The organism is Rhizobium rhododendri (genome assembly GCF_007000325.2).
GTDB classification, from domain to species: domain Bacteria; phylum Pseudomonadota; class Alphaproteobacteria; order Rhizobiales; family Rhizobiaceae; genus Rhizobium; species Rhizobium rhododendri.
In genome coordinates this window covers 2934281-2955511 of sequence record NZ_CP117267.1, presented here as the reverse complement: position 1 = coordinate 2955511, position 21231 = coordinate 2934281, and the positions used below count along the sequence as shown (strand labels likewise).

The 21231-nt window shown below is 61.8% G+C and carries 18 protein-coding genes; 16 read left to right on the top strand and 2 right to left on the bottom strand.

Annotation, left to right across the window (positions count from 1 at the left end):
• Nucleotides 1–44 precede the first annotated feature (44 nt).
• From PR018_RS14350 to lpdA, 6 genes are all read left to right on the top strand, one after another.
• Nucleotides 45–3029 carry a 2-oxoglutarate dehydrogenase E1 component gene (locus tag PR018_RS14350; RefSeq protein WP_142824716.1) on the top strand — a complete coding sequence of 995 codons (2985 nt, stop codon included), beginning with the start codon at nucleotides 45–47 and terminating at the stop codon, nucleotides 3027–3029.
• 144 nt (nucleotides 3030–3173) lie between these two features.
• The gene (gene odhB / locus PR018_RS14345) at nucleotides 3174–4421 is read left to right on the top strand and encodes a 2-oxoglutarate dehydrogenase complex dihydrolipoyllysine-residue succinyltransferase (RefSeq protein WP_142824717.1); all 1248 of its coding nucleotides are present in this window, start codon (nucleotides 3174–3176) and stop codon (nucleotides 4419–4421) included.
• 53 nt (nucleotides 4422–4474) lie between these two features.
• Entirely contained in the window at nucleotides 4475–4864 is a 390-nt protein-coding gene (locus tag PR018_RS14340) for an MAPEG family protein (RefSeq protein ID WP_142824718.1), read from the top strand.
• A 6-nt stretch (nucleotides 4865–4870) separates the two neighbouring features.
• Entirely contained in the window at nucleotides 4871–5626 is a 756-nt protein-coding gene (locus PR018_RS14335) for an SDR family oxidoreductase (protein ID WP_142824719.1), read from the top strand.
• Between the two features lie 13 nt (nucleotides 5627–5639).
• Nucleotides 5640–6278 (top strand): LysE family translocator, encoded by a 639-nt coding sequence (locus PR018_RS14330; RefSeq protein WP_142824720.1) that lies wholly within the window; start codon nucleotides 5640–5642, stop codon nucleotides 6276–6278.
• 26 nt (nucleotides 6279–6304) lie between these two features.
• Nucleotides 6305–7711 (top strand): dihydrolipoyl dehydrogenase, encoded by a 1407-nt coding sequence (gene lpdA, locus PR018_RS14325; RefSeq protein WP_142824721.1) that lies wholly within the window; start codon nucleotides 6305–6307, stop codon nucleotides 7709–7711.
• A gap of 510 nt (nucleotides 7712–8221) precedes the next feature.
• Here the strand turns inward: lpdA and PR018_RS14320 are convergent.
• On the bottom strand, nucleotides 8222–9313 hold the full coding sequence (locus tag PR018_RS14320; protein ID WP_142824722.1) for a TraB/GumN family protein: 1092 nt from the start codon (nucleotides 9311–9313) through the stop codon (nucleotides 8222–8224).
• Between the two features lie 84 nt (nucleotides 9314–9397).
• A complete protein-coding gene (locus PR018_RS14315; protein WP_142828790.1) occupies nucleotides 9398–10333 on the bottom strand; it encodes a tyrosine recombinase XerC in 936 nt (311 codons plus the stop codon).
• Nucleotides 10334–10472: 139 nt separating this feature from the next.
• On the opposite strand from PR018_RS14315, the gene PR018_RS14310 reads away from it, so the two are divergent.
• The 10 genes from PR018_RS14310 (at nucleotide 10473) to fdhD (ending at nucleotide 21208) form a co-directional block, all read left to right on the top strand.
• Complete coding sequence (locus tag PR018_RS14310) at nucleotides 10473–11426, top strand: GNAT family N-acetyltransferase (protein WP_142824724.1); 954 nt, start codon at nucleotides 10473–10475, stop codon at nucleotides 11424–11426.
• Between the two features lie 80 nt (nucleotides 11427–11506).
• Nucleotides 11507–13726, top strand: a complete 2220-nt coding sequence (locus tag PR018_RS14305) for a primosomal protein N' (protein WP_142824725.1) — start codon at nucleotides 11507–11509, stop codon at nucleotides 13724–13726.
• A 117-nt stretch (nucleotides 13727–13843) separates the two neighbouring features.
• Nucleotides 13844–14227: an AGROH133_08824 family phage infection protein gene (locus tag PR018_RS14300; protein WP_142824726.1), complete on the top strand. Its 384-nt coding sequence runs from the start codon at nucleotides 13844–13846 to the stop codon at nucleotides 14225–14227.
• Nucleotides 14228–14473: 246 nt separating this feature from the next.
• On the top strand, nucleotides 14474–15040 hold the full coding sequence (locus tag PR018_RS14295; protein ID WP_202617160.1) for a F0F1 ATP synthase subunit delta: 567 nt from the start codon (nucleotides 14474–14476) through the stop codon (nucleotides 15038–15040).
• The gene (gene atpA / locus PR018_RS14290; protein WP_142824728.1) at nucleotides 15040–16569 is read left to right on the top strand and encodes a F0F1 ATP synthase subunit alpha; all 1530 of its coding nucleotides are present in this window, start codon (nucleotides 15040–15042) and stop codon (nucleotides 16567–16569) included. The genes PR018_RS14295 and atpA overlap by 1 nt, the downstream gene beginning before the upstream one ends.
• Nucleotides 16570–16598: 29 nt before the next feature.
• Complete coding sequence (locus PR018_RS14285) at nucleotides 16599–17486, top strand: F0F1 ATP synthase subunit gamma (protein ID WP_142824729.1); 888 nt, start codon at nucleotides 16599–16601, stop codon at nucleotides 17484–17486.
• A gap of 21 nt (nucleotides 17487–17507) precedes the next feature.
• Entirely contained in the window at nucleotides 17508–18962 is a 1455-nt protein-coding gene (gene atpD / locus PR018_RS14280; protein WP_142824730.1) for a F0F1 ATP synthase subunit beta, read from the top strand.
• Between the two features lie 69 nt (nucleotides 18963–19031).
• Nucleotides 19032–19436, top strand: a complete 405-nt coding sequence (locus PR018_RS14275) for a F0F1 ATP synthase subunit epsilon (protein WP_142824731.1) — start codon at nucleotides 19032–19034, stop codon at nucleotides 19434–19436.
• A gap of 172 nt (nucleotides 19437–19608) precedes the next feature.
• Nucleotides 19609–20379: an SDR family NAD(P)-dependent oxidoreductase gene (locus PR018_RS14270; RefSeq protein WP_142828792.1), complete on the top strand. Its 771-nt coding sequence runs from the start codon at nucleotides 19609–19611 to the stop codon at nucleotides 20377–20379.
• Nucleotides 20380–20446: 67 nt separating this feature from the next.
• A complete protein-coding gene (gene fdhD / locus PR018_RS14265; RefSeq protein WP_244615212.1) occupies nucleotides 20447–21208 on the top strand; it encodes a formate dehydrogenase accessory sulfurtransferase FdhD in 762 nt (253 codons plus the stop codon).
• The last annotated feature ends 23 nt before the right edge of the window (nucleotides 21209–21231 follow it).

The window sequence follows — 21231 nt, the reverse complement described above, 5'->3', positions numbered from 1 at the left end:
CAATCCATTCAAGTCGGGAGGCGGACCAGCGTCCGCAGATCACCATGGCAAGACAAGAAGCCAACGAGCAATTTCAGATCACGTCGTTCCTCGACGGCGCCAACGCGGCCTATATCGAGCAACTCTATGCGCGCTACGAGCAGGACGCGTCGTCGGTTTCCGACGAATGGCAGTCCTTCTTCAAGGCGCTGGACGATAATCCGGGCGACGTGAAGCGGGCAGCCAAGGGCGCCTCGTGGCAGCGCAAGAACTGGCCAATTGCGGCCGGTGGCGATCTGGTCTCGGCGCTTGACGGCAACTGGGGCGTGATCGAAAAGGTCGTGGAGACCAAGGTCAAGGCCAAGGCGGAAGCAGCGGGCAAGCCGACCGACGGCGCCGACATCATCCAGGCGACCCGCGACTCGGTGCGCGCCATCATGATGATCCGTGCCTACCGGATGCGCGGCCACCTGCACGCCAAGCTTGATCCGCTCGGCATCGCTGCCCCGGTCGAGGACTACCACGAGCTGTCGCCGGAAGCATACGGCTTCACCGAGGCCGACTACGACCGCAAGATCTTCATCGACAACGTTCTCGGCCTCGAATACGCCTCGGTCCGCGAAATGATCGAGATCCTCGAGCGCACCTATTGCTCGACGATCGGCGTCGAATTCATGCACATGTCCAACCCGGAAGAAAAAGCCTGGGTTCAGGAACGCATCGAAGGCAAGGAAAAGGGCGTCGCGTTTTCTCCGGAAGCCAAGAAGGCTATCCTGCAGAAGGTCATCGAAGCCGAAGGCTACGAGCAGTTCCTCGATGTCAAGTTCAAGGGCACAAAGCGTTTCGGCCTCGACGGCGGTGAATCGCTGATCCCGGCGCTGGAGCAGATGCTGAAGAGCGGCGGCGCTCTCGGCGTGCGCGAAGCCGTGTTCGGCATGGCCCACCGCGGCCGCCTCAACGTGCTGTCCCAGGTCATGGGCAAGCCGCACCGCGCCATCTTCCACGAGTTCAAGGGCGGCTCTTATGCGCCCGACGAAGTCGAAGGCTCCGGCGACGTGAAGTACCATCTCGGTGCCTCCTCCGACCGCGATTTCGACGGCAACAAGATCCACGTCTCGCTGACGGCCAACCCGTCGCACCTGGAAATCGTCGACCCTGTCGTCATGGGCAAGGTCCGCGCCAAGCAGGACATGGGCGCCACCGTCTGGGAAGGCGACACGATCCCGCTTTCCGAGCGCGCCAAGGTCATGCCGCTGCTCATCCATGGCGATGCGGCCTTTGCCGGCCAGGGTGTGATTGCTGAAATCCTTGGCCTCTCCGGTCTTCGCGGCCACCGCGTCGCCGGCACCATGCACGTCATCATCAACAACCAGATCGGCTTCACCACCAATCCGGCCTACTCGCGCTCGTCGCCCTATCCGTCCGACGTCGCCAAGATGATCGAGGCACCGATCTTCCACGCCAACGGTGACGATCCGGAAGCCGTCGTCTACGCGGCCAAGGTCGCGACCGAATTCCGCATGAAGTTCCACAAGCCTGTCGTCCTCGACATGTTCTGCTACCGTCGCTACGGCCATAACGAAGGCGACGAACCGTCCTTCACGCAGCCGAAGATGTATAAGGTGATCCGTGGTCACCAGTCTGTCCTGCAGCTCTATTCGGCCCGCTTGATCGAAGAAGGCGTCGTCTCGCAGGAAGACGTCGACAAGATGAAGGCCGACTGGCGCGCGCATCTCGAGGAAGAGTTCGAGGCCGGCCAGCACTACAAGCCGAACAAGGCCGACTGGCTGGACGGCCAGTGGTCGGGCCTTCGGACCGCAGACAATGCAGACGAACAGCGCCGCGGCAAGACAGCCGTGCCGATGAAGACGCTGAAGGATATCGGCCGCAAGCTGTCCGAAATCCCCGAAGGCTTCAACGCGCACCGGACGATCCAGCGCTTCATGGAAAACCGCGCCAACATGATCTCGTCGGGCGAAGGCATCGACTGGGCAATGGCAGAAGCGCTGGCTTTCGGCGCTCTTTGCGTCGAGGGCACGAAGATCCGCCTTTCCGGCCAGGACTGCGAGCGCGGCACGTTCTCGCAGCGCCACTCGGTGCTCTACGATCAGGAAACCGAGCAGCGCTACGTGCCGCTTGCCAACCTGTCGTCGACCCAGGGACGCTACGAAGTCATCAATTCGATGCTCTCGGAAGAGGCTGTGCTCGGCTTCGAATATGGCTACTCGCTGGCCCGTCCGAATGCTCTGACGCTTTGGGAAGCCCAGTTCGGCGATTTCGCCAACGGTGCGCAGGTGGTCTTCGACCAGTTCGTATCGTCGGGCGAGCGCAAGTGGTTGCGCATGTCGGGCCTGGTCTGCCTGCTGCCGCACGGCTACGAAGGTCAGGGCCCCGAGCATTCGTCGGCACGCCTGGAGCGCTTCCTACAGCTTTGCGCAGAAGACAACATGCAGGTCGCCAACGTTACGACGCCGGCTAACTATTTCCACATCCTGCGTCGCCAGATGAAGCGCGACTTCCGCAAGCCGCTGATCATGATGACGCCGAAGTCGCTTCTGCGTCACAAGAAGGCTGTGTCGGGCCTCGCCGAAATGGCCGGAGAATCCTCTTTCCACCGCCTGCTGTGGGACGATGCCGAAGTCATCAAGGACGGACCGATCAAGCTGCAGAAGGACGCCAAGATCCGTCGCGTCGTCATCTGCTCCGGCAAGGTCTACTATGACCTTCTGGAAGAGCGCGAGAAGCGCGGTGTCGACGACGTCTACCTGCTGCGCATCGAACAGCTTTATCCATTCCCGGCAAAGGCGCTGATCAACGAACTTAGCCGCTTCCGCAACGCGGAAATGGTCTGGTGCCAGGAAGAGCCCAAGAACATGGGCGCCTGGTCGTTCATCGATCCTTATCTGGAATGGGTGCTTGCCCATATCGACGCCAAGTACCAGCGCGTCCGCTACACCGGCCGTCCGGCCGCCGCATCGCCGGCAACGGGCCTGATGTCGAAGCATCTGGCGCAACTGGCAGCCTTCCTCGAGGATGCGCTCGGCGGCTAAGAACGAAGCGGAGGGGATGTCTCGATATATCCCCTTCGCACAGCATACGATTGAAGACGTCGCCTGCCGGGCTCCGTCAGACCACTCTTCGGCCGCTGCCGGAGCGCCGTCCCACCGATAACGATCAAAATTCAGGATTTGAACATGGCCACTGAAATTCGCGTACCCACCCTCGGCGAGTCCGTCAGCGAGGCGACCGTCGGTACCTGGTTCAAGAAGGTTGGCGACGTCATCAAGGTCGACGAGCCGCTTGTCGAACTCGAAACCGACAAGGTGACGATCGAAGTGCCATCGCCGATTTCAGGCACACTTTCGGAAATCGTTGCCCAGGCCGGCGAGACGGTCGGTCTCAACGCGTTGCTCGGTCAGATCTCTGCCGGCGGCGCTGGCGCTGCGGCCGCCCCGGCTGCTGCTGCCCCTGCCAAGGCCGAGCCTGTTGCGGCCGCTGCACCTGTCGCTTCCGTCTCTGCCCCGGCTGCTCCCGCCGCACCGACATCGATGCCACCGGCTCCGGCTGCTGCAAAGCTGATGGCCGAAAATAACGTTGCTGCCGATCAGGTTGACGGTTCCGGCAAGCGTGGCCAAGTCCTGAAGGGCGATGTGATCGCTGCTGTCGCCAAGGGCCTTTCGGCGCCTGCTGCTGCAGAGCCTGCCAAGGCCGCGCCGCGCGCACCGACTGCCGTCGAGGATGCGCCGCGCGAAGAGCGCGTCAAGATGACCCGCCTGCGCCAGACGATCGCCCGTCGCCTCAAGGATGCGCAGAACACCGCTGCCATGCTGACCACCTACAACGAGGTGGACATGACGGCTGTCATGGCGCTCCGCACGAAGTACAAGGACATTTTCGAGAAGAAGCACGGCGTCAAGCTCGGCTTCATGGGCTTCTTCACCAAGGCCGTGACCCACGCCCTGAAGGAACTGCCCGCCGTCAACGCCGAGATCGATGGCACCGACATCATCTACAAGAACTATTGTCACGTCGGCATGGCCGTCGGCACAGACAAGGGCCTCGTCGTTCCGGTCATCCGTGATGCCGACCAGATGACCGTTGCGGAAATCGAGAAGGACCTCGGCCGTCTTGCCAAGGCTGCCCGCGATGGCACGCTGTCGATGGCGGACATGCAGGGCGGCACGTTTACCATCACCAACGGCGGTGTCTACGGCTCGCTGATGTCCTCGCCGATCCTCAACGCACCACAGTCCGGTATTCTCGGCATGCACAAGATCCAGGAGCGCCCGGTCGTCGTCGGCGGCCAGATCGTCATCCGCCCGATGATGTATCTCGCCCTATCCTACGATCACCGCATGGTCGACGGCAAGGAAGCCGTTACCTTCCTGGTCCGCGTCAAGGAAAGCCTCGAAGATCCGGAACGCCTCGTTCTCGATCTCTAAAACTGAACAGCAGGGCCGCATCTGGCGGCCCGCTTGCCCTCCGGAAAGTCTAAATGTCCTTTCAAATCACCTATCTGCTCTGGAGCGCGGCGCTGGCTTTCGCCTATCTAACGGCGCAGGCAACCGCGTTTCGCCTGCAGATCGGCGTCAAGGCGGCCAATTCGACCCGCGACGACGAGCCGGAACCCAACCTCCTGACGGGCCGGGCAACGCGCGCGCTGCGCAATTTCCAGGAAACCTATCCCATCTTCATCGCGCTCAGCGTGGTGGCGATCTTTGGCAATCACGACGATGCGCTGGTATCTTGGGGTACCGCTCTGTGGTTCTGGGCACGTTTTGCATATCTCCCGGCCTACATGCTGGGCCTCAGCCCTTACCGTTCGTGGATCTGGACGGTGTCGTTCATCGGTCTCGTGCTGATGTTCGTCGGCCTTTTCTGGTGACGTGATATGGGCAGCGACCGTCCCGTGCTTCTCGTCACCGGCGGCAGCCGCGGAATAGGCGCAGCTATCGCGCTCTCCGCAGCGAAGCAGGGTTTCGCCGTGGTCGTCAACTACGCGACGAACCGAAGCGCGGCCGAAGCCGTGGTCGATGAGATTGCAAGCAACGGCGGGCAGGCTGTCATCGCCGAGGGAGACGTCGGAAGTGCTGCCGGGATAGCCTCGATGTATGCAGTCGTCGATACTCATTTCGGCCGCATCGACGGCCTGGTCAATAATGCCGGTGTTGTCGACATGACCGCGCGGGTGGATGAGATGTCCTGGGACCGGCTCGAGCGGATGTTTCGCATCAACATCACTGGCTCTATCTTTTGTGCGGGCGAAGCCGTCAGGCGGATGTCGACACGGCATGGCGGCAAGGGCGGTGCTATCGTCAATATTTCCTCTGTGGCAGCGACGCTCGGCTCGCCGGGCCAGTATGTCGACTATGCCGCCTCCAAGGGTGCAATCGACACATTCACGACGGGCCTTGCCAAGGAAGTTGCGGCAGAGAATATCCGGGTGAACGCTGTGCGTCCGGGTATCATCGACACCGAGATCCACGCTTCCGGCGGACTTCCGGATCGGGCGCGGGATCTGGCCCATCTGGTGCCGATGCAGCGGCCCGGCGAGGCGCAGGAGATTGCCGATGCGGTGTTGTTCCTGTTGTCACCGTCGGCTTCCTATATTACGGGTGCCATCCTAGACGTCAGCGGCGGACGCTGAGAGGGGGGCAAATATGCAATATCTGTTCGAATTCCTGGGCCTGATGGCGGTGTTCTCCATCTTCATCGTCGTGCCCGGCGCCGATTTCGCCGTCGTGCTGCGCCAGAGTGTCGTCCATGGCCGTCGGGCTGCCATGATGACCGGCGTCGGCATGGGCTTTTCGCTGCTGTTCCACATCAGCTACACCATCCTCGGCCTCGGCCTGATCGTCTCTAAATCGCTGTTGCTGTTCAGCGTGATCAAATGGGCCGGTGTTGCCTACCTCGTCTATCTCGGCATCAAGTCGTTCCGGGAACCGGGTTTCAAGGTTGCCGATATCGCGGTGACGGAAGACGACCGCAAGCCGGTGTCCGCCTGGCGATGCCTGGCAACAGGCTTCATCACCAATGCGCTGAACCCTAAGCCAGTGCTGTTCTTCCTGTCGCTGTTTTCGACCCTGGTCCACCACGACACGCCTGCGCTCATCCAGTTCAGCTACGGCATCGGCATGGCGACGGCGCTCGTTGCCTGGTTTGCCGCAGTCTCGGTATTCTTTACCGTCAAGCCGATCCGCGACCGCTTCATTGCGGGCGGAAAATGGTTCAACCGTATCACCGGAGCGGCCTTGGTCGGCTTCGGCCTTCGTCTCGCCCTGGCGCGCGCCGCCGACTAACCGGAAAAATCCAAGAGGAATTCTCGATGTCTTATGATGTGATCGTTATCGGAACCGGCCCTGGCGGCTATGTCTGCGCCATCAAGGCAGCACAGCTGGGCATGAAGGTCGCTGTCATCGAGAAGCGCGCCACGTTTGGTGGCACCTGCCTCAACATCGGCTGCATTCCCTCCAAGGCCCTGCTGCATGCCTCCGAGATGTTCCACCAGGCCGGTCACGGCATGGAAGCGCTCGGCATCGAGGTCGCTGCTCCAACCCTGAACCTGCCCAACATGATGGCTCACAAGGATGCCACCGTGAAGTCGAACGTCGAGGGTGTCGCGTTCCTGTTCAAGAAGAACAAGATCGACAGCTTCATCGGCTCAGGAAAGATCGTCTCGGCCGGCAAGGTTTCGGTCACCGGCGATGATGGCCAGGTCCAGGAAATCGAAGGCAAGAACATCGTCATCGCCACCGGCTCGGACGTTGCGGGCATTCCGGGCGTCCACGTCGATCTCGACGAGAAGATCATCATTTCATCCACCGGCGGCATTGCGCTGGAGAAGGTCCCGGCGACGATGATCGTCGTCGGCGGCGGTGTCATCGGTCTCGAACTCGGATCCGTCTGGTCGCGTCTCGGCGCCAAGGTCACGGTCATCGAATATCTCGACACCATCCTCGGCGGCATGGACGGCGAGGTGTCGAAGCAGTTCCACCGCCTGCTCGCCAAGCAGGGGATGGACTTCCACCTGGGCGCCAAGGTTACCGGCGTCGAGAAGTCGGCGACGGGCGCCAAGGTCACCTTCGAGCCGGCCAAGGGCGGTGAAGCGACCTCGCTCGATGCTGACGTCGTGCTGATTGCCACCGGCCGCAAGCCGTACACCGCCAACCTCGGCCTCGAGGAAGCCGGCGTCGTGCTCGACAACAGAGGCCGCGTTGAAATCGACCACCACTTCAAGACCAACGTAGCCGGCATCTATGCCATAGGCGACGTCGTGAAGGGTCCGATGCTCGCCCACAAGGCGGAAGACGAAGGCGTCGCGCTGGCGGAAATTCTCGCTGGCCAGGCCGGCCACGTCAACTACGACGTCATCCCGAGCGTCGTCTACACCCAGCCGGAAGTGGCTTCCGTCGGCAAGACAGAGGAAGAGCTCAAGGCCGCTGGCGTCGCCTACAAGGTCGGCAAGTTCCCGTTCAGCGCCAACGGCCGCGCCCGCGCCATGCTGGCAACGGATGGCTTCGTCAAGATTTTGGCCGACAAGGAAACCGACAAGGTCCTCGGTGGCCACATCATCGGCTTCGGTGCCGGCGACATGATCCATGAAATCGCCGTGCTGATGGATTTCAGCGGCTCTGCAGAAGATCTCGGCCGTGTTTGCCACGCCCATCCGACTATGTCGGAAGCCGTCAAGGAAGCAGCCATGGCTGCCGCCTTCAAGCCGATCCATATGTAAAATCGAAAGGAGCGCCAAGGCCTCTCGCCCTGGCGCTCCTGCGCTTGCTTCGATGCCAGCCAACTGCAGGCATGCCAAAATGCGTCGCGCCTGATATGGCCGAACGTGATGGGGAAATGGCAAGCAGCCGGGTGGCTGGTGTTGTTTGTGTCGGGGTGTGGCTGCCTGCCGATCGGTTGCGATTTGACGATATCGATACGGGGGTCCGAATTCCGCTACCCGATATCCCGATCACTCAGCCCAACGCCTCGTGATCATCGCTTCCAACCATCATCGGACACCGGATATCGTCCCGTTGGAGCGACCGGTTCGCGACCCGGCTTCCCCTTCCTTTGACCTCTGCAGTATAGGCCCACCGGCAGGTATGGGGATGAAACAAGCCTCGAAAATCTGTAAGAACCTGATTTGACTGCGTGAAAAAATAAATCACGCCGGATTTATCCCCCATGCCGAAAACTGTGTTATGGGGCCGCAAATTTGCTTAGGTGAGACGCTCCTCGAGCCGCCAGATCAATCAACCGCCGTCAGCGTAAAGCCCTGCTTGCGGAACAGTTCGACCAGGCCCTGGTCGCCTGACAGGTGCAGGGCGCCGACGGCCATGAAGACGTTGCCGTTGGCAAGGATCGGCGCGGCGCGCTCGGCCATGACCTTGTTGCGGTCGAGGATGATGCGCTGCTCGAAGGAGGCGTAATCGCCGTCGCTATCGGTGTCTTCGCCATCGGGCGTGACGACCTTCAGCATAGCCATCGTCGCCCCGGCATTGCCGGACAAATAGAGTTCGGTCATCGTCTCGACGACGTCGTTCATCTTGTCGCCGAGCTGCAGGGTTTCGATCAGCGACTTCAGGTGGAAGGCGGCCGGCAGGTCGGCCATGGCCTGAAGCTGCTCGACGAGCGTTTCCAGCCCCTTGACCTGCTTGCCGGCTGCGGCTGCGTCGTTGGCGATCTTCTGGTCGAGGAACTGTGCGCCCTTGGCTTTGCGCGAGAGTTCGCAGGACGGCAATGCGACGACGCTGGAGATCATCCATGGCTGCATATGCGACACCGCGCCCAGCGTGATGCCGCGTTTGGCAAGGCCGGCCTCGAGCTTGGCGGCGTCGGCTGCCGGCAGCAGCGAATTGATCGTCGCGCCGTTGGCGAGCATGGTGAGGTCCGGGCGGGCGAGGATCGCCATCGTCGCCTTCTTTTCATCGAGTATTTCGTCGGATTCGACGATGATCGTGTCGGCCTTGGCGTCCGCTTCCGCCGCGCCCTTCGGCATGACCAGCACGCGCGGATCGGTGACGTGCATGGTGCCGAGCAGCCAGGAGGTCTTCACTCCGGGCTTTTCAATCTTCCAGAAAATGCTGCGCCCGTTCGCGACCTTGTCACCGTCAGCGAGGAAAGACGCGTATTTCGCCGGATCGTTCTTCTGCAGTTCGGCAAGCAGGTTCCTGCCGCCGCAGGCCGCATCGTCTGCGGCATGGGCGGGCGCAAAAGAAGCCAGCGTGACAACCAGCGTGACGGCGAATGCAAGGGGCAGGGACGCCGCCGCCCAGAAGCCGGCGTTGCCGAGCGTCGAAAGGATGGCGGGCCGGGTCTTCTGGCGGTAGACTGATGTCATGACGATCTTTCAGCGGACGGGATCTGCATCTGCTCTACCCCGCGCGGAGCGGATATTCTCTTAACGCATTCGGTTAACCGGAGTTTAAGCCCGCGGATGGGCGCGGTCATAGACTTCGAGCAGGCGGGCGGAATCGACGCCGGTGTAGACCTGCGTCGTCGACAGGCTGGCGTGGCCGAGCAGCTCCTGGATGGTGCGAAGATCGCCACCGCCGGCCAGCAGATGGGTGGCAAACGAGTGCCGCAGCGCATGTGGTGTTGCCGTTTCCGGCAAGTTGAAAGCGCTGCGAAGTTTCTGCATGCCGCGCTGGATAAGGCCGGGATGCAGCTTTCCGCCGCGAGCGCCGCGAAACAGCGGCAGGGCCGGGTCGAGATCGTAGGGGCAGAGCTGCTTGTACCGCTCCACGGCATCGACGACGACTGCCAGCAGCGGCACGATGCGCATCTTGTTGCCCTTGCCGGTGATGCGCAGCGACGTTTCGCCGGGGCGGAGATCGTCCGGCATGAGATCGAGCGCTTCCGAGATGCGCAGCCCGCAGCCGTAAAGCAGCGTCAGCACGGCGGCGTCCCGCGCGGCGATCCAGGGTTCCTCGTGCATCTGGGCTTCGTCGCTGACGACATTGATGGCCTGGCTGTCGGACAGTGGCTTCGGCAGAGATTTCGGTTGCTTCGGCGAGCGGACGGCAGCGGCACCGGCAGCGTTCACCAGCCCTTTTTTCTCCAGGTAACGCAGGAGAGAGCGCAATCCGGCGAGATTGCGGCCCAGCGAGCGTGCACCGGCGCCATCGCGGCGGCGGTTCGCCAGAAAGGCGCGGAAATCGGCCGGGCGCAGGGCCTGGATGTCCTTCAATGTGGTCGGGCCGGCAAGGTGGCCAGTGAGGAAAAACAGGAACTGGCGTGTATCGCGCTCATATGCATCCAGCGTGTGGGCGGATAGCCTGCGCTCGCTGCGGAGCGCCTCCAGCCATTTCTGGCGCTCGTCCAGAAGCTGGGGATGGGCCATGATCAGGATCTCGCCCACGGTAAACCTCTTGAATTCCAATTTTAGGCTGCCACTTTGCCTCAATGAGAGTTATGGAATCGCTAACGTTCCGGCTGGCGTGTCATGCTTCGATCATCTTACGCCGCGATAACCACGACATAAGCATGCAGGACCTTCCATGACGCGCCGCGATTCTACCTCGACCCTCGGACAGCTTGCCGGCGCCATCGCCCTGGTGTCGCAGGGAAGGCCCGGCCATATCGTCGATACGCTGATCGCCGAGCGCGGCGAGAAGATCGTCAAGAGCCCTTTCTGGCCGCTCATCCGTCCCTTCCTGCACGTGCTGCTGCGCTATCACAAGGCGATCCGTTTTGCCGACGATGTCGCCAAGCTTCCCGGATTCCAGTCCTTCGAATATATGAGCGACCTGCTGCAGCTCGACATCCGCTGCCAGAATGCCGAGCGTATTCCGGCCAGCGGCGGCTTCATTCTGGTGAGCAACCATCCGACCGGCATTGCCGACGGTGTGGCGATCTTCGACCTGATGAAGGCGCGCCGGCCGGACATGATGGTGTTTGCCAATCGGGACGCGGTGCGTGTCAATCCGCGCTTTGCCGAGATGATCATTCCGGTCGAATGGCGCGATGAATACAAGAGTAAGCTGAAGACGCGCGAGACGCTGGTTCTTACCAACAAGACGGTCGAGGAAGGCAAGGCGATGGTCCTGTTTCCCTCCGGTCGCATTGCCTACTGGGCGAATGGCAAGCTGAACGAGCGGCCGTGGAAGACGTCGGCGGTCGCGCTGGCACGAAAATATAATCTGCCGATCCTGCCGGTGCATCTGTCGGCGCGCAATTCCGGCCTGTTCTACTGGTTTGCCAAATGGTCCACCGAACTCCGCGACATGACGGTGTTTTACGAACTGCTCAACAAGCGCGGCGACCGCTTCGACTTCCGCGTCGGCAAGCTGATATCCCCGGACCAACTGGAAGGCGATGTCAACGAAGTGACGAGGGCGCTGGAAAAGCTGACGGTGCATGACATGGCGGCGGACGCCGATGCCGAGTTCACGCCGCTTTCGTCACCGACAAGCGAGCTGGCACCGCGCCCGCTCGTTGCGAATTCGCTCTGACGCGACATTCCCAAGTTGGTGATCATTCGGCACCATTCGCCGGTTTCATTTCTTTCCAACTCCGGGCATGGTCTGCCGTAATGAACAACGATTCCTCCGATCTGTTCGGCGCGCTTGCGAAGGTGCCGCCGGTGACGCGTACTGTGCCAGTTCTGGTGCCTATGCCTGCGCCTCGGCCCTATTCCTATGCCGTGCCCGAGGGTATGGCGGTCGAGCCCGGTTCGGTCGTGCAGGTGCCGCTGGGTCCGCGCCAGGTGATCGGCGTCGTCTGGGACGGTGGCGATGACAACGGCGTCGACCCCAAGAAGCTGCGGCCGATCACCCGTGTCTTCGACTGCCCGCCGCTCGCGAAAGAAATGCGCGACTTCATCGACTGGGTGGCGACCTACACGCTTTCGCCACCCGGTCATGTGGCGCGGATGGCCTTGCGCGTGCCGGCTGCCTTCGATCCGGAGCCGATGGTCGAGGGGCTCAAGTTCGTCGGCGGCGCACCCGACCGGCTGACACCGGCCAGAAGCCGCGTGCTGGAAATGGCCGTCGGCGCGCCTTCGTGGACGCGTAGCGGCCTCGCGCACGCTGCCGGCGTGTCGACAAGCGTGATCGACGGTCTGGTAAAGCAGGGGGTTTTCGAGACCATCTTCCTCACCCCGCCGCCTGTCGTTGCCAAGCCGGATCCGGATTTCGTCGCTGCCCGGCTGGAGGGGCCGCAGAAGCAGGCGGCAGTCGAGGTGATCGACGAGGTCAGGAACGCGACGTTCTCGGTATCTCTGATCGACGGGATCACCGGGTCCGGCAAGACCGAGGTCTATTTCGAGGCGATTGCCGAGACTTTGCGGCAGGGACGGCAGGTGCTGATCCTGCTGCCGGAAATTGCCCTGACAGCAAGTTTTCTCGAGCGGTTCCAGCAGCGCTTCGGATCGAAGCCCGCCGAATGGCATTCCGATCTCGCACCGCGCACGCGCGAAAAGGTCTGGCGGCAAGCTGTAACGGGGGATGTGCGCGTGGTCGCCGGTGCGCGCTCGGCGCTGTTCCTGCCGTTCGAGGATCTCGGGCTGATCATTGTCGACGAAGAGCACGACCCTGCCTACAAGCAGGAGGACCGCGTCTTCTACAATGCCCGCGACATGGCTGTGGTGCGTGCCCGGATCGGCGATTTTCCCGTGGTGCTGGTGTCGGCGACGCCATCGGTCGAAAGCCAGGTCAACGGCCAGAGCGGCCGGTACAGCACCATCCACCTGCCGACGCGCTTCGGCGATGCGGCGTTGCCGGATCTTCACCTCGTCGATATGCGCCGGCATGCTCCAGATCGCGGCGGTTTCCTGTCGCCGGTGCTGTTGCGTGCGGTTGGAAAGACGGTCGCGGACGGGCACCAGGCGCTGCTGTTCCTCAACAGGCGCGGCTATGCGCCGCTGACCCTCTGCCGCGTCTGCGGACACCGCTTCCAGTGCCCGCAATGCTCCAGCTGGCTGGTCGAGCACAGGTTTCGCCAGCAGTTGCAGTGCCACCAATGCGGCCATGCGGAGAGGACGCCGGAAGCCTGCCCGGAGTGCGGCACCTTCGATCATCTCGTGGCCTGTGGACCCGGTGTCGAGCGCGTCGCCGAGGAGGTGGAGAAGCATTTTCCGGATGCAAGGACCATCGTCCTGTCCTCCGATATTCTCGGCGGCGTCAAACGCTTGCGGCTGGAGCTGGAGGCGATCGCCAATGGCGAGGCGGATATCGTCATCGGCACGCAGCTGGTGGCGAAGGGCCACAATTTCCCGCTGATGACGCTGGTCGGTATCGTCGATGCCGATATCGGGCTTGCCAATGGCGACCCACGGGCGGCCGAGCGGACATTCCAGCTGCTGAGCCAGGTCACCGGCCGCGCCGGTCGGACCGGCCTGAAAAGCCATGGCCTGCTGCAGACCTACCAGCCGCAGCATCCCGTCATGCAGGCGATCGTCTCGGGTGACGCGGCTGCGTTTTACGAACGCGAGATTTCGGAGCGGGAAAGAGCTCTGCTGCCGCCGTTCGGACGGCTTGCCTCGATCATCGTCTCGGCCGAAACGCGCCAGGATGCCGAAACCCATGCGCGCGGTATGCGCAACGCCGCGCCCAACGTGCCGGGCATTGCCGTTCTCGGGCCGGCGGAAGCGCCGCTGGCGCTGGTGCGCGGCCGGCATCGGTTCCGGCTCCTGGTGCACGGCCGGCGCAATTCGGACATGCAGGGTTTTTTGCGCACCCTGCTGGCGCAAGGGCCGAAGGAGCGCGGCTCCGTCCATGTGCAACTCGATATCGACCCGCAGAGCTTTTTGTAAACCGAGCCGCTGCCGACAGCATTGGTTACCAAAACCATGGGGCGGGGCATCCATATTTCCTCGACACGGACTTCGTGCCATAAGGCCGGCAATGCTTCAGATGATTTGGGAACGGTGATGGAATTTTATTTTCCGACTGAACGGGGCGAACAGCTCGCCTATTGCGCGGCTGCCTTTACGGCCTTGCTCGGGCTCTTCATGATGTTTGCGCCTGGATATGCCTATCGCATTCTCGGTCTGCAGCCGCGCGAGGGTCGCCTCGGCGCCTATGCGGAGGCCCGGTCGATGGGCGGATCGTATATCGGCTTCGGCCTGATGGCGATCCTTCTGGCACAGCCCATGGTTTATCTCGCCCTCGGCACGTCTTTCGCGCTTGCAGCATTCGGGAGGGTGCTGTCGCTGATGTCGGACCGTGGAAACGTCGTCGTCAACCTGGTGATGCTTGTCATCCAGGTAGCTCTTGCAGCTTTGCCGATTATCTATTTTCTCGGCTGGATTTGAGCAGAATTTGACCTGCGCCAACTCGTCGCGGGGAGAATTCGGCTTTTTGCGGCAGAAATCCCCGCGAAAGGCGCAATAGGGACCGAGGTGTGTTGCGAGTCTCAACTTCCTATGTTAGACGGGCTCGGAAATGGGAAGAAGCGGGGGCATCTCCCGCGGATTTCTTGGGGGAAATCAAAACCAATTCAAAGTCCTAGGCATCCGCACGCCCGGATCCTAACTTTAGGGTTGAAATCAGGGAAAATTGTGCCCGTGGCAGACACATCCCATCCTATATCCGGTGTGGCAGAGCGATATGCATCGTCTTTGTTCGAGCTTGCGCTCGCCGAGGGCGCCATCGCCCAGGTGACTGCCGATCTCGACCGTTTCCAGGCCATGCTCGACGAAAGCGAAGACTTGCGGCGTTTCGTTGCCAGTCCGGTCTTCTCGTCCGGAGACCAGGTCAAGGCCATCGAGGCTTTGTCGGCCAAGGCTGGGATCACCGGTTTCTTCGCAAACTTCCTGAAGGTCGTTGCGCGTCACCGTCGTCTCTTTGCGCTGCCGGGCATGATCCGCTCTTTCCGCCTGATCGCTGCCGAGCAGCGTGGCGAAGTCACTGCCGAGGTCAGTTCCGCGCATGCGCTGACGCCGGAGCAGGAAAACGAATTGAAGGTGGCGCTGAAGAGCGTTACCGGTAAAGAAGTCACGGTCGCCGTAACGGTGGACCCGTCTATTCTTGGTGGTTTGATTGTGAAAGTGGGGTCGCGACAGATTGATACGTCGCTACGCACCAAACTTTCTACCCTTAAGCTTGCATTGAAAGAGGTTGGCTGATGGATATCCGCGCCGCGGAAATTTCCGCAATTCTGAAAGACCAGATCAAGAATTTTGGCCAGGAGGCTGAGGTTTCCGAGGTCGGCCAGGTTCTCTCCGTCGGTGACGGCATTGCCCGCGTCTACGGTCTGGATAACGTCCAGGCCGGCGAAATGGTCGAGTTCCCCGGCGGAATTCGCGGCATGGCCCTCAACCTCGAATCCGACAATGTCGGCGTCGTGATCTTCGGTTCCGACCGTGACATCAAGGAAGGCGACATCGTCAAGCGCACCGGCGCCATCGTCGACGTTCCGGTCGGTCCTGAACTGCTCGGCCGCGTCGTTGACGCACTCGGCAATCCGATCGATGGCAAGGGCCCGATCAACGCGACCCGCCGTTCGCGCGTCGACGTCAAGGCTCCTGGCATCATCCCGCGCAAGTCGGTGCATGAGCCGATGTCGACCGGCCTCAAGGCCATCGATGCCCTGATCCCGGTTGGTCGTGGCCAGCGCGAGCTTGTCATCGGTGACCGCCAGACCGGCAAGACCGCCATCATTCTCGACACGATCCTCAATCAGAAGGCCATCCACGACAACGGCCCTGATGCTGAAAAGCTCTATTGCGTCTACGTCGCCATCGGCCAGAAGCGCTCGACGGTTGCCCAGTTCGTCAAGGTGCTCGAAGAGCGCGGCGCGCTGAAGTACTCGATCATCGTTGCTGCCACCGCGTCCGACCCGGCGCCGATGCAGTACCTCGCACCGTTTGCCGGTTGCGCCATGGGCGAATACTTCCGCGACAACGGCCAGCACGCTCTGATTGGCTATGACGATCTTTCCAAGCAGGCCGTCGCCTACCGCCAGATGTCTCTGCTGCTGCGCCGCCCGCCAGGCCGCGAGGCCTACCCAGGCGACGTTTTCTACCTGCACTCGCGTCTTCTCGAGCGTGCTGCCAAGCTTTCCGACGAAAAGGGCTCCGGTTCGCTGACGGCTCTGCCGGTCATCGAAACACAGGGCAACGACGTTTCGGCCTTCATTCCGACCAACGTGATCTCGATCACCGACGGCCAGATCTTCCTTGAAACCGATCTGTTCTACCAGGGTATCCGTCCTGCTGTGAACGTCGGCCTGTCGGTTTCCCGCGTCGGTTCGGCCGCTCAGGTCAAGGCGATGAAGCAGGTTGCCGGTTCGATCAAGGGCGAACTTGCGCAGTATCGCGAAATGGCTGCCTTCGCGCAGTTCGGCTCGGATCTGGACGCCTCGACGCAGCGCCTCCTGAACCGCGGCGCACGCCTGACCGAACTCCTGAAGCAGCCGCAGTTCTCGCCGCTGAAGACGGAAGAGCAGGTCGCGGTGATCTTCGCCGGTGTGAACGGCTATCTCGACAAGGTCGCTGTCAGCGATATCGGCAAGTTCGAGCAGGGCCTGCTGTCTTATCTGCGGTCTGACGGCAAGGATATCCTTGACGCCATTCGCGACCAGAAGGCCATCAGCGACGATATCAAGGGCAAGCTCCAGGCTGCCATCGATACCTTCGGCAAGTCTTTCGCCTGATCAAGGCATCACTTTAGGACGGATAACGGATGCCTTCACTTAAGGATCTGAAAAACCGGATCGCCTCCGTCAAGGCGACGCAGAAGATCACCAAAGCGATGAAGATGGTCGCAGCGGCGAAGCTTCGGCGTGCTCAGGAGGCGGCCGAGGCTGCCCGCCCTTACTCGCAGCGCATGGGCGCCGTGCTTGCAAACATCACGCAGGCGGTCGGCACCAGTGACGAGGCGCCCGCGCTGATGCGTGGAACCGGTCAGGACAAGGTACATTTGCTCGTCGTCTGCTCGGCCGAGCGCGGTCTTTGCGGCGGTTTCAATTCGCAGATCGCCCGATTTGCACGCGATCATACCCGCAGGCTGCTGGCCGAAGGCAAGACGGTCAAGATCTTTACCGTCGGCAAGAAGGGTTACGACATCCTGCGTCGCGAGTTTGCTTCGCTGATCGTCGAGCGCAAGGAACTTCGCGACGTCAAGAAGATCGGCTTCGCCAATGCCGATGAAATCGGCAAGCGCATCGTCGAGATGTTCAATGCCGGCGAATTCGATGTCTGCACGCTGTTCTACTCCGAATTCAAGTCCGTGATATCGCAGGTGCCGACGGCGCTGCAGCTTATCCCGGCGATCGTGCCGACTGCACCGGTCGCGACGGAAGCGACCCAGGCGAATGCGATCTACGAATACGAACCCGATGCCGCGTCGATCCTGACGGATCTGATCCCGCGCAACATCTCCGTCCAGGTTTTCCGCGCGCTCCTCGAGAACGTTGCCGGTGAGATGGGCGCGAAGATGAGCGCGATGGATAACGCGACCCGGAACGCTGGTGAGATGATCAACAAACTGACGCTCAGCTACAACCGCCAGCGTCAGGCGCAGATCACCAAGGAACTCATTGAAATCATTTCGGGCGCGGAAGCGCTCTGAGGTTAGGAAGAGGGTAAGAATATGGCTATGGCAGCTACCCCCGCAGCAGCAACGCCTGCAGTCGGTTCGACCGGCAAGATCACGCAGATCATCGGACCCGTCGTTGACGTTGTGTTCGACGGCGAACTGCCGAAGATCCTGAATGCGCTGGAAACCATGAACAACGGCAACCGCCTTGTTCTGGAAGTCGCGCAGCACCTCGGCGAAAACGCCGTCCGCACGATCGCCATGGACGCCACCGAAGGTCTCGTTCGCGGACAGACCGTCACGGACACCGGCACCCCGATCACCGTTCCGGTCGGCCCCGAGACGCTCGGCCGCATCATGAACGTCATCGGCGAGCCGGTCGACGAAGCAGGTCCGCTGGTCACCGCGACCAAGCGTTCGATCCACCAGGAAGCACCTGCCTATATCGAGCAGTCCACCGACGCGCAGATCCTCGTTACCGGCATCAAGGTCGTCGACCTGCTCGCACCTTATGCCAAGGGCGGCAAGATCGGCCTGTTCGGCGGCGCCGGCGTTGGCAAGACCGTTCTGATCATGGAATTGATCAACAACGTCGCCAAGGCGCACGGCGGTTACTCGGTGTTTGCCGGCGTCGGTGAACGCACCCGCGAAGGCAACGACCTTTACCACGAAATGATCGAATCCGGCGTGAACAAGCTGGGCGGCGGCGAAGGCTCGAAAGCAGCTCTCGTCTACGGTCAGATGAACGAGCCACCAGGTGCGCGCGCCCGCGTTGCGCTCACCGGCCTGACGATCGCCGAAGACTTCCGCGACAAGGGACAGGACGTTCTGTTCTTCGTCGACAACATTTTCCGCTTCACGCAGGCTGGTTCGGAACTGTCGGCTCTGCTGGGCCGTATTCCTTCGGCCGTGGGCTATCAGCCAACTCTGGCCACCGACATGGGCCAGATGCAGGAGCGCATTACCACGACGACCAAGGGCTCGATCACATCGGTTCAGGCGATTTACGTCCCCGCCGACGACTTGACCGACCCGGCTCCGGCCACCTCGTTCGCCCATCTGGACGCAACGACGAACCTGTCGCGTTCGATCGCCGAAAAGGGCATCTATCCTGCCGTCGATCCGCTGGACTCCACCTCGCGCATGCTCGACCCGCTGGTCGTCGGCGAAGAGCACTACGAAGTTGCCCGTAAGGTTCAGTCGACCCTGCAGCGCTACAAGGCCCTGCAGGACATCATCGCCATCCTCGGCATGGACGAACTGTCGGAAGACGACAAGTTGTCGGTTGCCCGCGCCCGCAAGATCGAGCGGTTCCTTTCGCAGCCGTTCTTCGTTGCCGAAGTCTTCACCGGCGCTCCGGGCAAGCTCGTTGCGCTCGAAGACACGATCAAGGGCTTCAAGGGCCTCGTGAACGGCGATTACGACCACCTCCCGGAAGCTGCCTTCTACATGGTCGGCACCATCGAGGAAGCGGTCGAAAAGGCAAAGAAGCTGGCTGCTGCCGTTTGATGCTTGTCGGTGGCGCCAGGCTTTGCCAGCGCCACTGCCTTACCAAAGACAATCGAGAAGTGACGGTCCATGGCTGATTTCAAATTCGAACTGGTGTCTCCCGAGCGGCTGCTGCTGTCCGAAATGGTGACGGCTGTCGTCATTCCGGCGAGCGAAGGCGAGATGACGGTCATGGCAAACCATGCGCCGACCATGACCACCATCAAGCCAGGTGTGGTCAGCGTCCGCTCCAGCAGCGGCGCAAAGAAGGACTATGTGGTTTTCGGTGGTTTTGCAGACGTCCTGCCGACGGGGTGCACGCTGCTTGCCGAATCCGCCGTTCCGGTCGACGAACTGCAGCGCGATGAATTGACCCGTCGTATCGACGCGGCGCAGGCCGAACTCAACGATGCTGTTCATCACGAGCACAAGTCGAAGCTTGAGCAGTTCATCATGGAACTTTCGCATCTGCAGGGTAGCGTCATCCGCGACTGATACAGAGCGTCAGGACGAGATCTCCAAAGCGGCTTCGGCCGCTTTTATTTTTTGAACCGGCTTGTTCGTCCGATACCGATTTCTCCGCTAAACCTCCCGCCAATCGGCTTTCCTTCGTGGATCTAAACCCTATGATAGCGGGATGGGAGCCATCGGGCCTGGGAGAATTCTAGTGTTTCAATCCAATTTGTTTGCCAACCGGACCGTTGTCGTGACGGGTGCGGGCCGTGGGATCGGGCTTGAGGTAGCGCGGCAGTTTCTCGACTGTGGCGCGCGCGTGCTGGTGCATATCGGCCGGGATGAAAGCCGCCCGTTGCCGGCTTTTCTCAGCGACGCCAAAGATACAGGGCGTGCCGTGATCTTTGCCGCCGACTTCGGTGCTGCCGATGGGACGTCTGCCTTCGTCAAGGCCGTTGGCGAACATGCTGGCACGGTCGATGTGCTCGTCAACAACGCCGGGACGATGCTCGGACGCTACCCGGCCGCCGACCTCACCGACGCGCAATATCAGGCCGTGGTGCAGCTCAACCAGACAGCTGTCGTCGAGGTCACGCGAGGCCTGCTGCCGCTGCTGAGAGCCTCGGGGCAGGCGGCCATCGTCAACACGGTATCGATTTCCGCGCTGACGGGAGGCAGTCCGGGTTCGGCAATCTATTCGGCCTCGAAGGCTTTCGTTGCCACCTATTCCAAGGCCTTGGCGCGGGAACTGGCGCCGGACGGTATCCGCGTCAACTGCGTGTCGCCGGGGACGATCACGACAGAATTCCACGAGCGCTATTCGTCCCAGGAAAAACTCGAGGCGACCCGACGCACGATCCCTTTGCAGCGTCTAGGGACGGCAGAGGACTGCGCGCCGGCATACCTGTTCCTGTCGGCACCATCCTTATCCGGCTACATAACTGGCCAGGTGATCGAGATCAACGGTGGGCAGCTGATTTGCTGATGGGAAAGCGGTGAGCAAGTTCGAGACGACTGCGCATGTCGAGAGATTTGCGCGCCGCGACGGCAAGATGGCGCGAAGCCTTCGCAGCGTGCCTGAAGAGGTGCCGATTGCCTTTTCCTATGGTGGCTCCTCGCATGCGGTGATGATGGCGACACCGGGCGATCTCGAGGATTTCGCTGTCGGCTTCAGCCTGACGGAGGGCATCGTCACCACGGTTGGCGAGATCGCCGCCCTCGAGGCTGTAGAGGATGAGCAGGGTATCAACGTGCAGATCACGCTTGTCGATGCTGTAGCGGACGCGTTGCGCAGCCGCAAACGTCACATGGCCGGCCCGGTCGGCTGCGGCCTGTGCGGCATCGAGTCGATCGAGCAGGCTGTGCGCCCGGTACCGGATATCTCGGGTGTCGGCCTGACACTGACCATGGCCGAAGTCACCGGCGCTGTCGCCCTGCTGAATGCCGCGCAGCCGCTGCATCGCGAGACCCGGGCTGTGCATGGGGCGGGCTTCTACCTGCCGGGGAAGGGGCTTTCGGCCGTGCGCGAGGATGTCGGCCGTCACAATGCTCTGGACAAGCTGTGCGGTGCGGTCGTTCGTGCCGGTCTCGACGCCAGCGCAGGCGCGGTGGTGGTCACCAGCCGCTTGTCGGTCGAGATGGTGCAGAAGGCCGCCATCCTCGGCAGCGCCGTGCTGATTGCGATATCAGCTCCGACGGCGCTCGCCATCCGGACTGCTGAAGAGGCGGGCATGACGCTTGTTGCGCTGGTCCGGGGGGAGGATTTCGAGATATTCACCCACCCCCGCCGGATCATCGACGCGGCACTCGATTGAGCAACGCCGCATGCGGTCTCAAC

What these genes read in the sequence shown, in the direction of transcription:
- PR018_RS14350 (WP_142824716.1), top strand. Translation starts at nt 45, where the DNA reads ATGGCAAGACAAGAAGCCAACGAGCAATTTCAGATCACGTCGTTCCTC.
- odhB (WP_142824717.1), top strand. Translation starts at nt 3,174, where the DNA reads ATGGCCACTGAAATTCGCGTACCCACCCTCGGCGAGTCCGTCAGCGAG.
- PR018_RS14340 (WP_142824718.1), top strand. Translation starts at nt 4,475, where the DNA reads ATGTCCTTTCAAATCACCTATCTGCTCTGGAGCGCGGCGCTGGCTTTC.
- PR018_RS14335 (WP_142824719.1), top strand. Translation starts at nt 4,871, where the DNA reads ATGGGCAGCGACCGTCCCGTGCTTCTCGTCACCGGCGGCAGCCGCGGA.
- PR018_RS14330 (WP_142824720.1), top strand. Translation starts at nt 5,640, where the DNA reads ATGCAATATCTGTTCGAATTCCTGGGCCTGATGGCGGTGTTCTCCATC.
- lpdA (WP_142824721.1), top strand. Translation starts at nt 6,305, where the DNA reads ATGTCTTATGATGTGATCGTTATCGGAACCGGCCCTGGCGGCTATGTC.
- PR018_RS14320 (WP_142824722.1), bottom strand. Translation starts at nt 9,313, where the DNA reads ATGACATCAGTCTACCGCCAGAAGACCCGGCCCGCCATCCTTTCGACG.
- PR018_RS14310 (WP_142824724.1), top strand. Translation starts at nt 10,473, where the DNA reads ATGACGCGCCGCGATTCTACCTCGACCCTCGGACAGCTTGCCGGCGCC.
- PR018_RS14305 (WP_142824725.1), top strand. Translation starts at nt 11,507, where the DNA reads ATGAACAACGATTCCTCCGATCTGTTCGGCGCGCTTGCGAAGGTGCCG.
- PR018_RS14300 (WP_142824726.1), top strand. Translation starts at nt 13,844, where the DNA reads ATGGAATTTTATTTTCCGACTGAACGGGGCGAACAGCTCGCCTATTGC.
- atpA (WP_142824728.1), top strand. Translation starts at nt 15,040, where the DNA reads ATGGATATCCGCGCCGCGGAAATTTCCGCAATTCTGAAAGACCAGATC.
- PR018_RS14285 (WP_142824729.1), top strand. Translation starts at nt 16,599, where the DNA reads ATGCCTTCACTTAAGGATCTGAAAAACCGGATCGCCTCCGTCAAGGCG.
- atpD (WP_142824730.1), top strand. Translation starts at nt 17,508, where the DNA reads ATGGCTATGGCAGCTACCCCCGCAGCAGCAACGCCTGCAGTCGGTTCG.
- PR018_RS14275 (WP_142824731.1), top strand. Translation starts at nt 19,032, where the DNA reads ATGGCTGATTTCAAATTCGAACTGGTGTCTCCCGAGCGGCTGCTGCTG.
- fdhD (WP_244615212.1), top strand. Translation starts at nt 20,447, where the DNA reads ATGGCGCGAAGCCTTCGCAGCGTGCCTGAAGAGGTGCCGATTGCCTTT.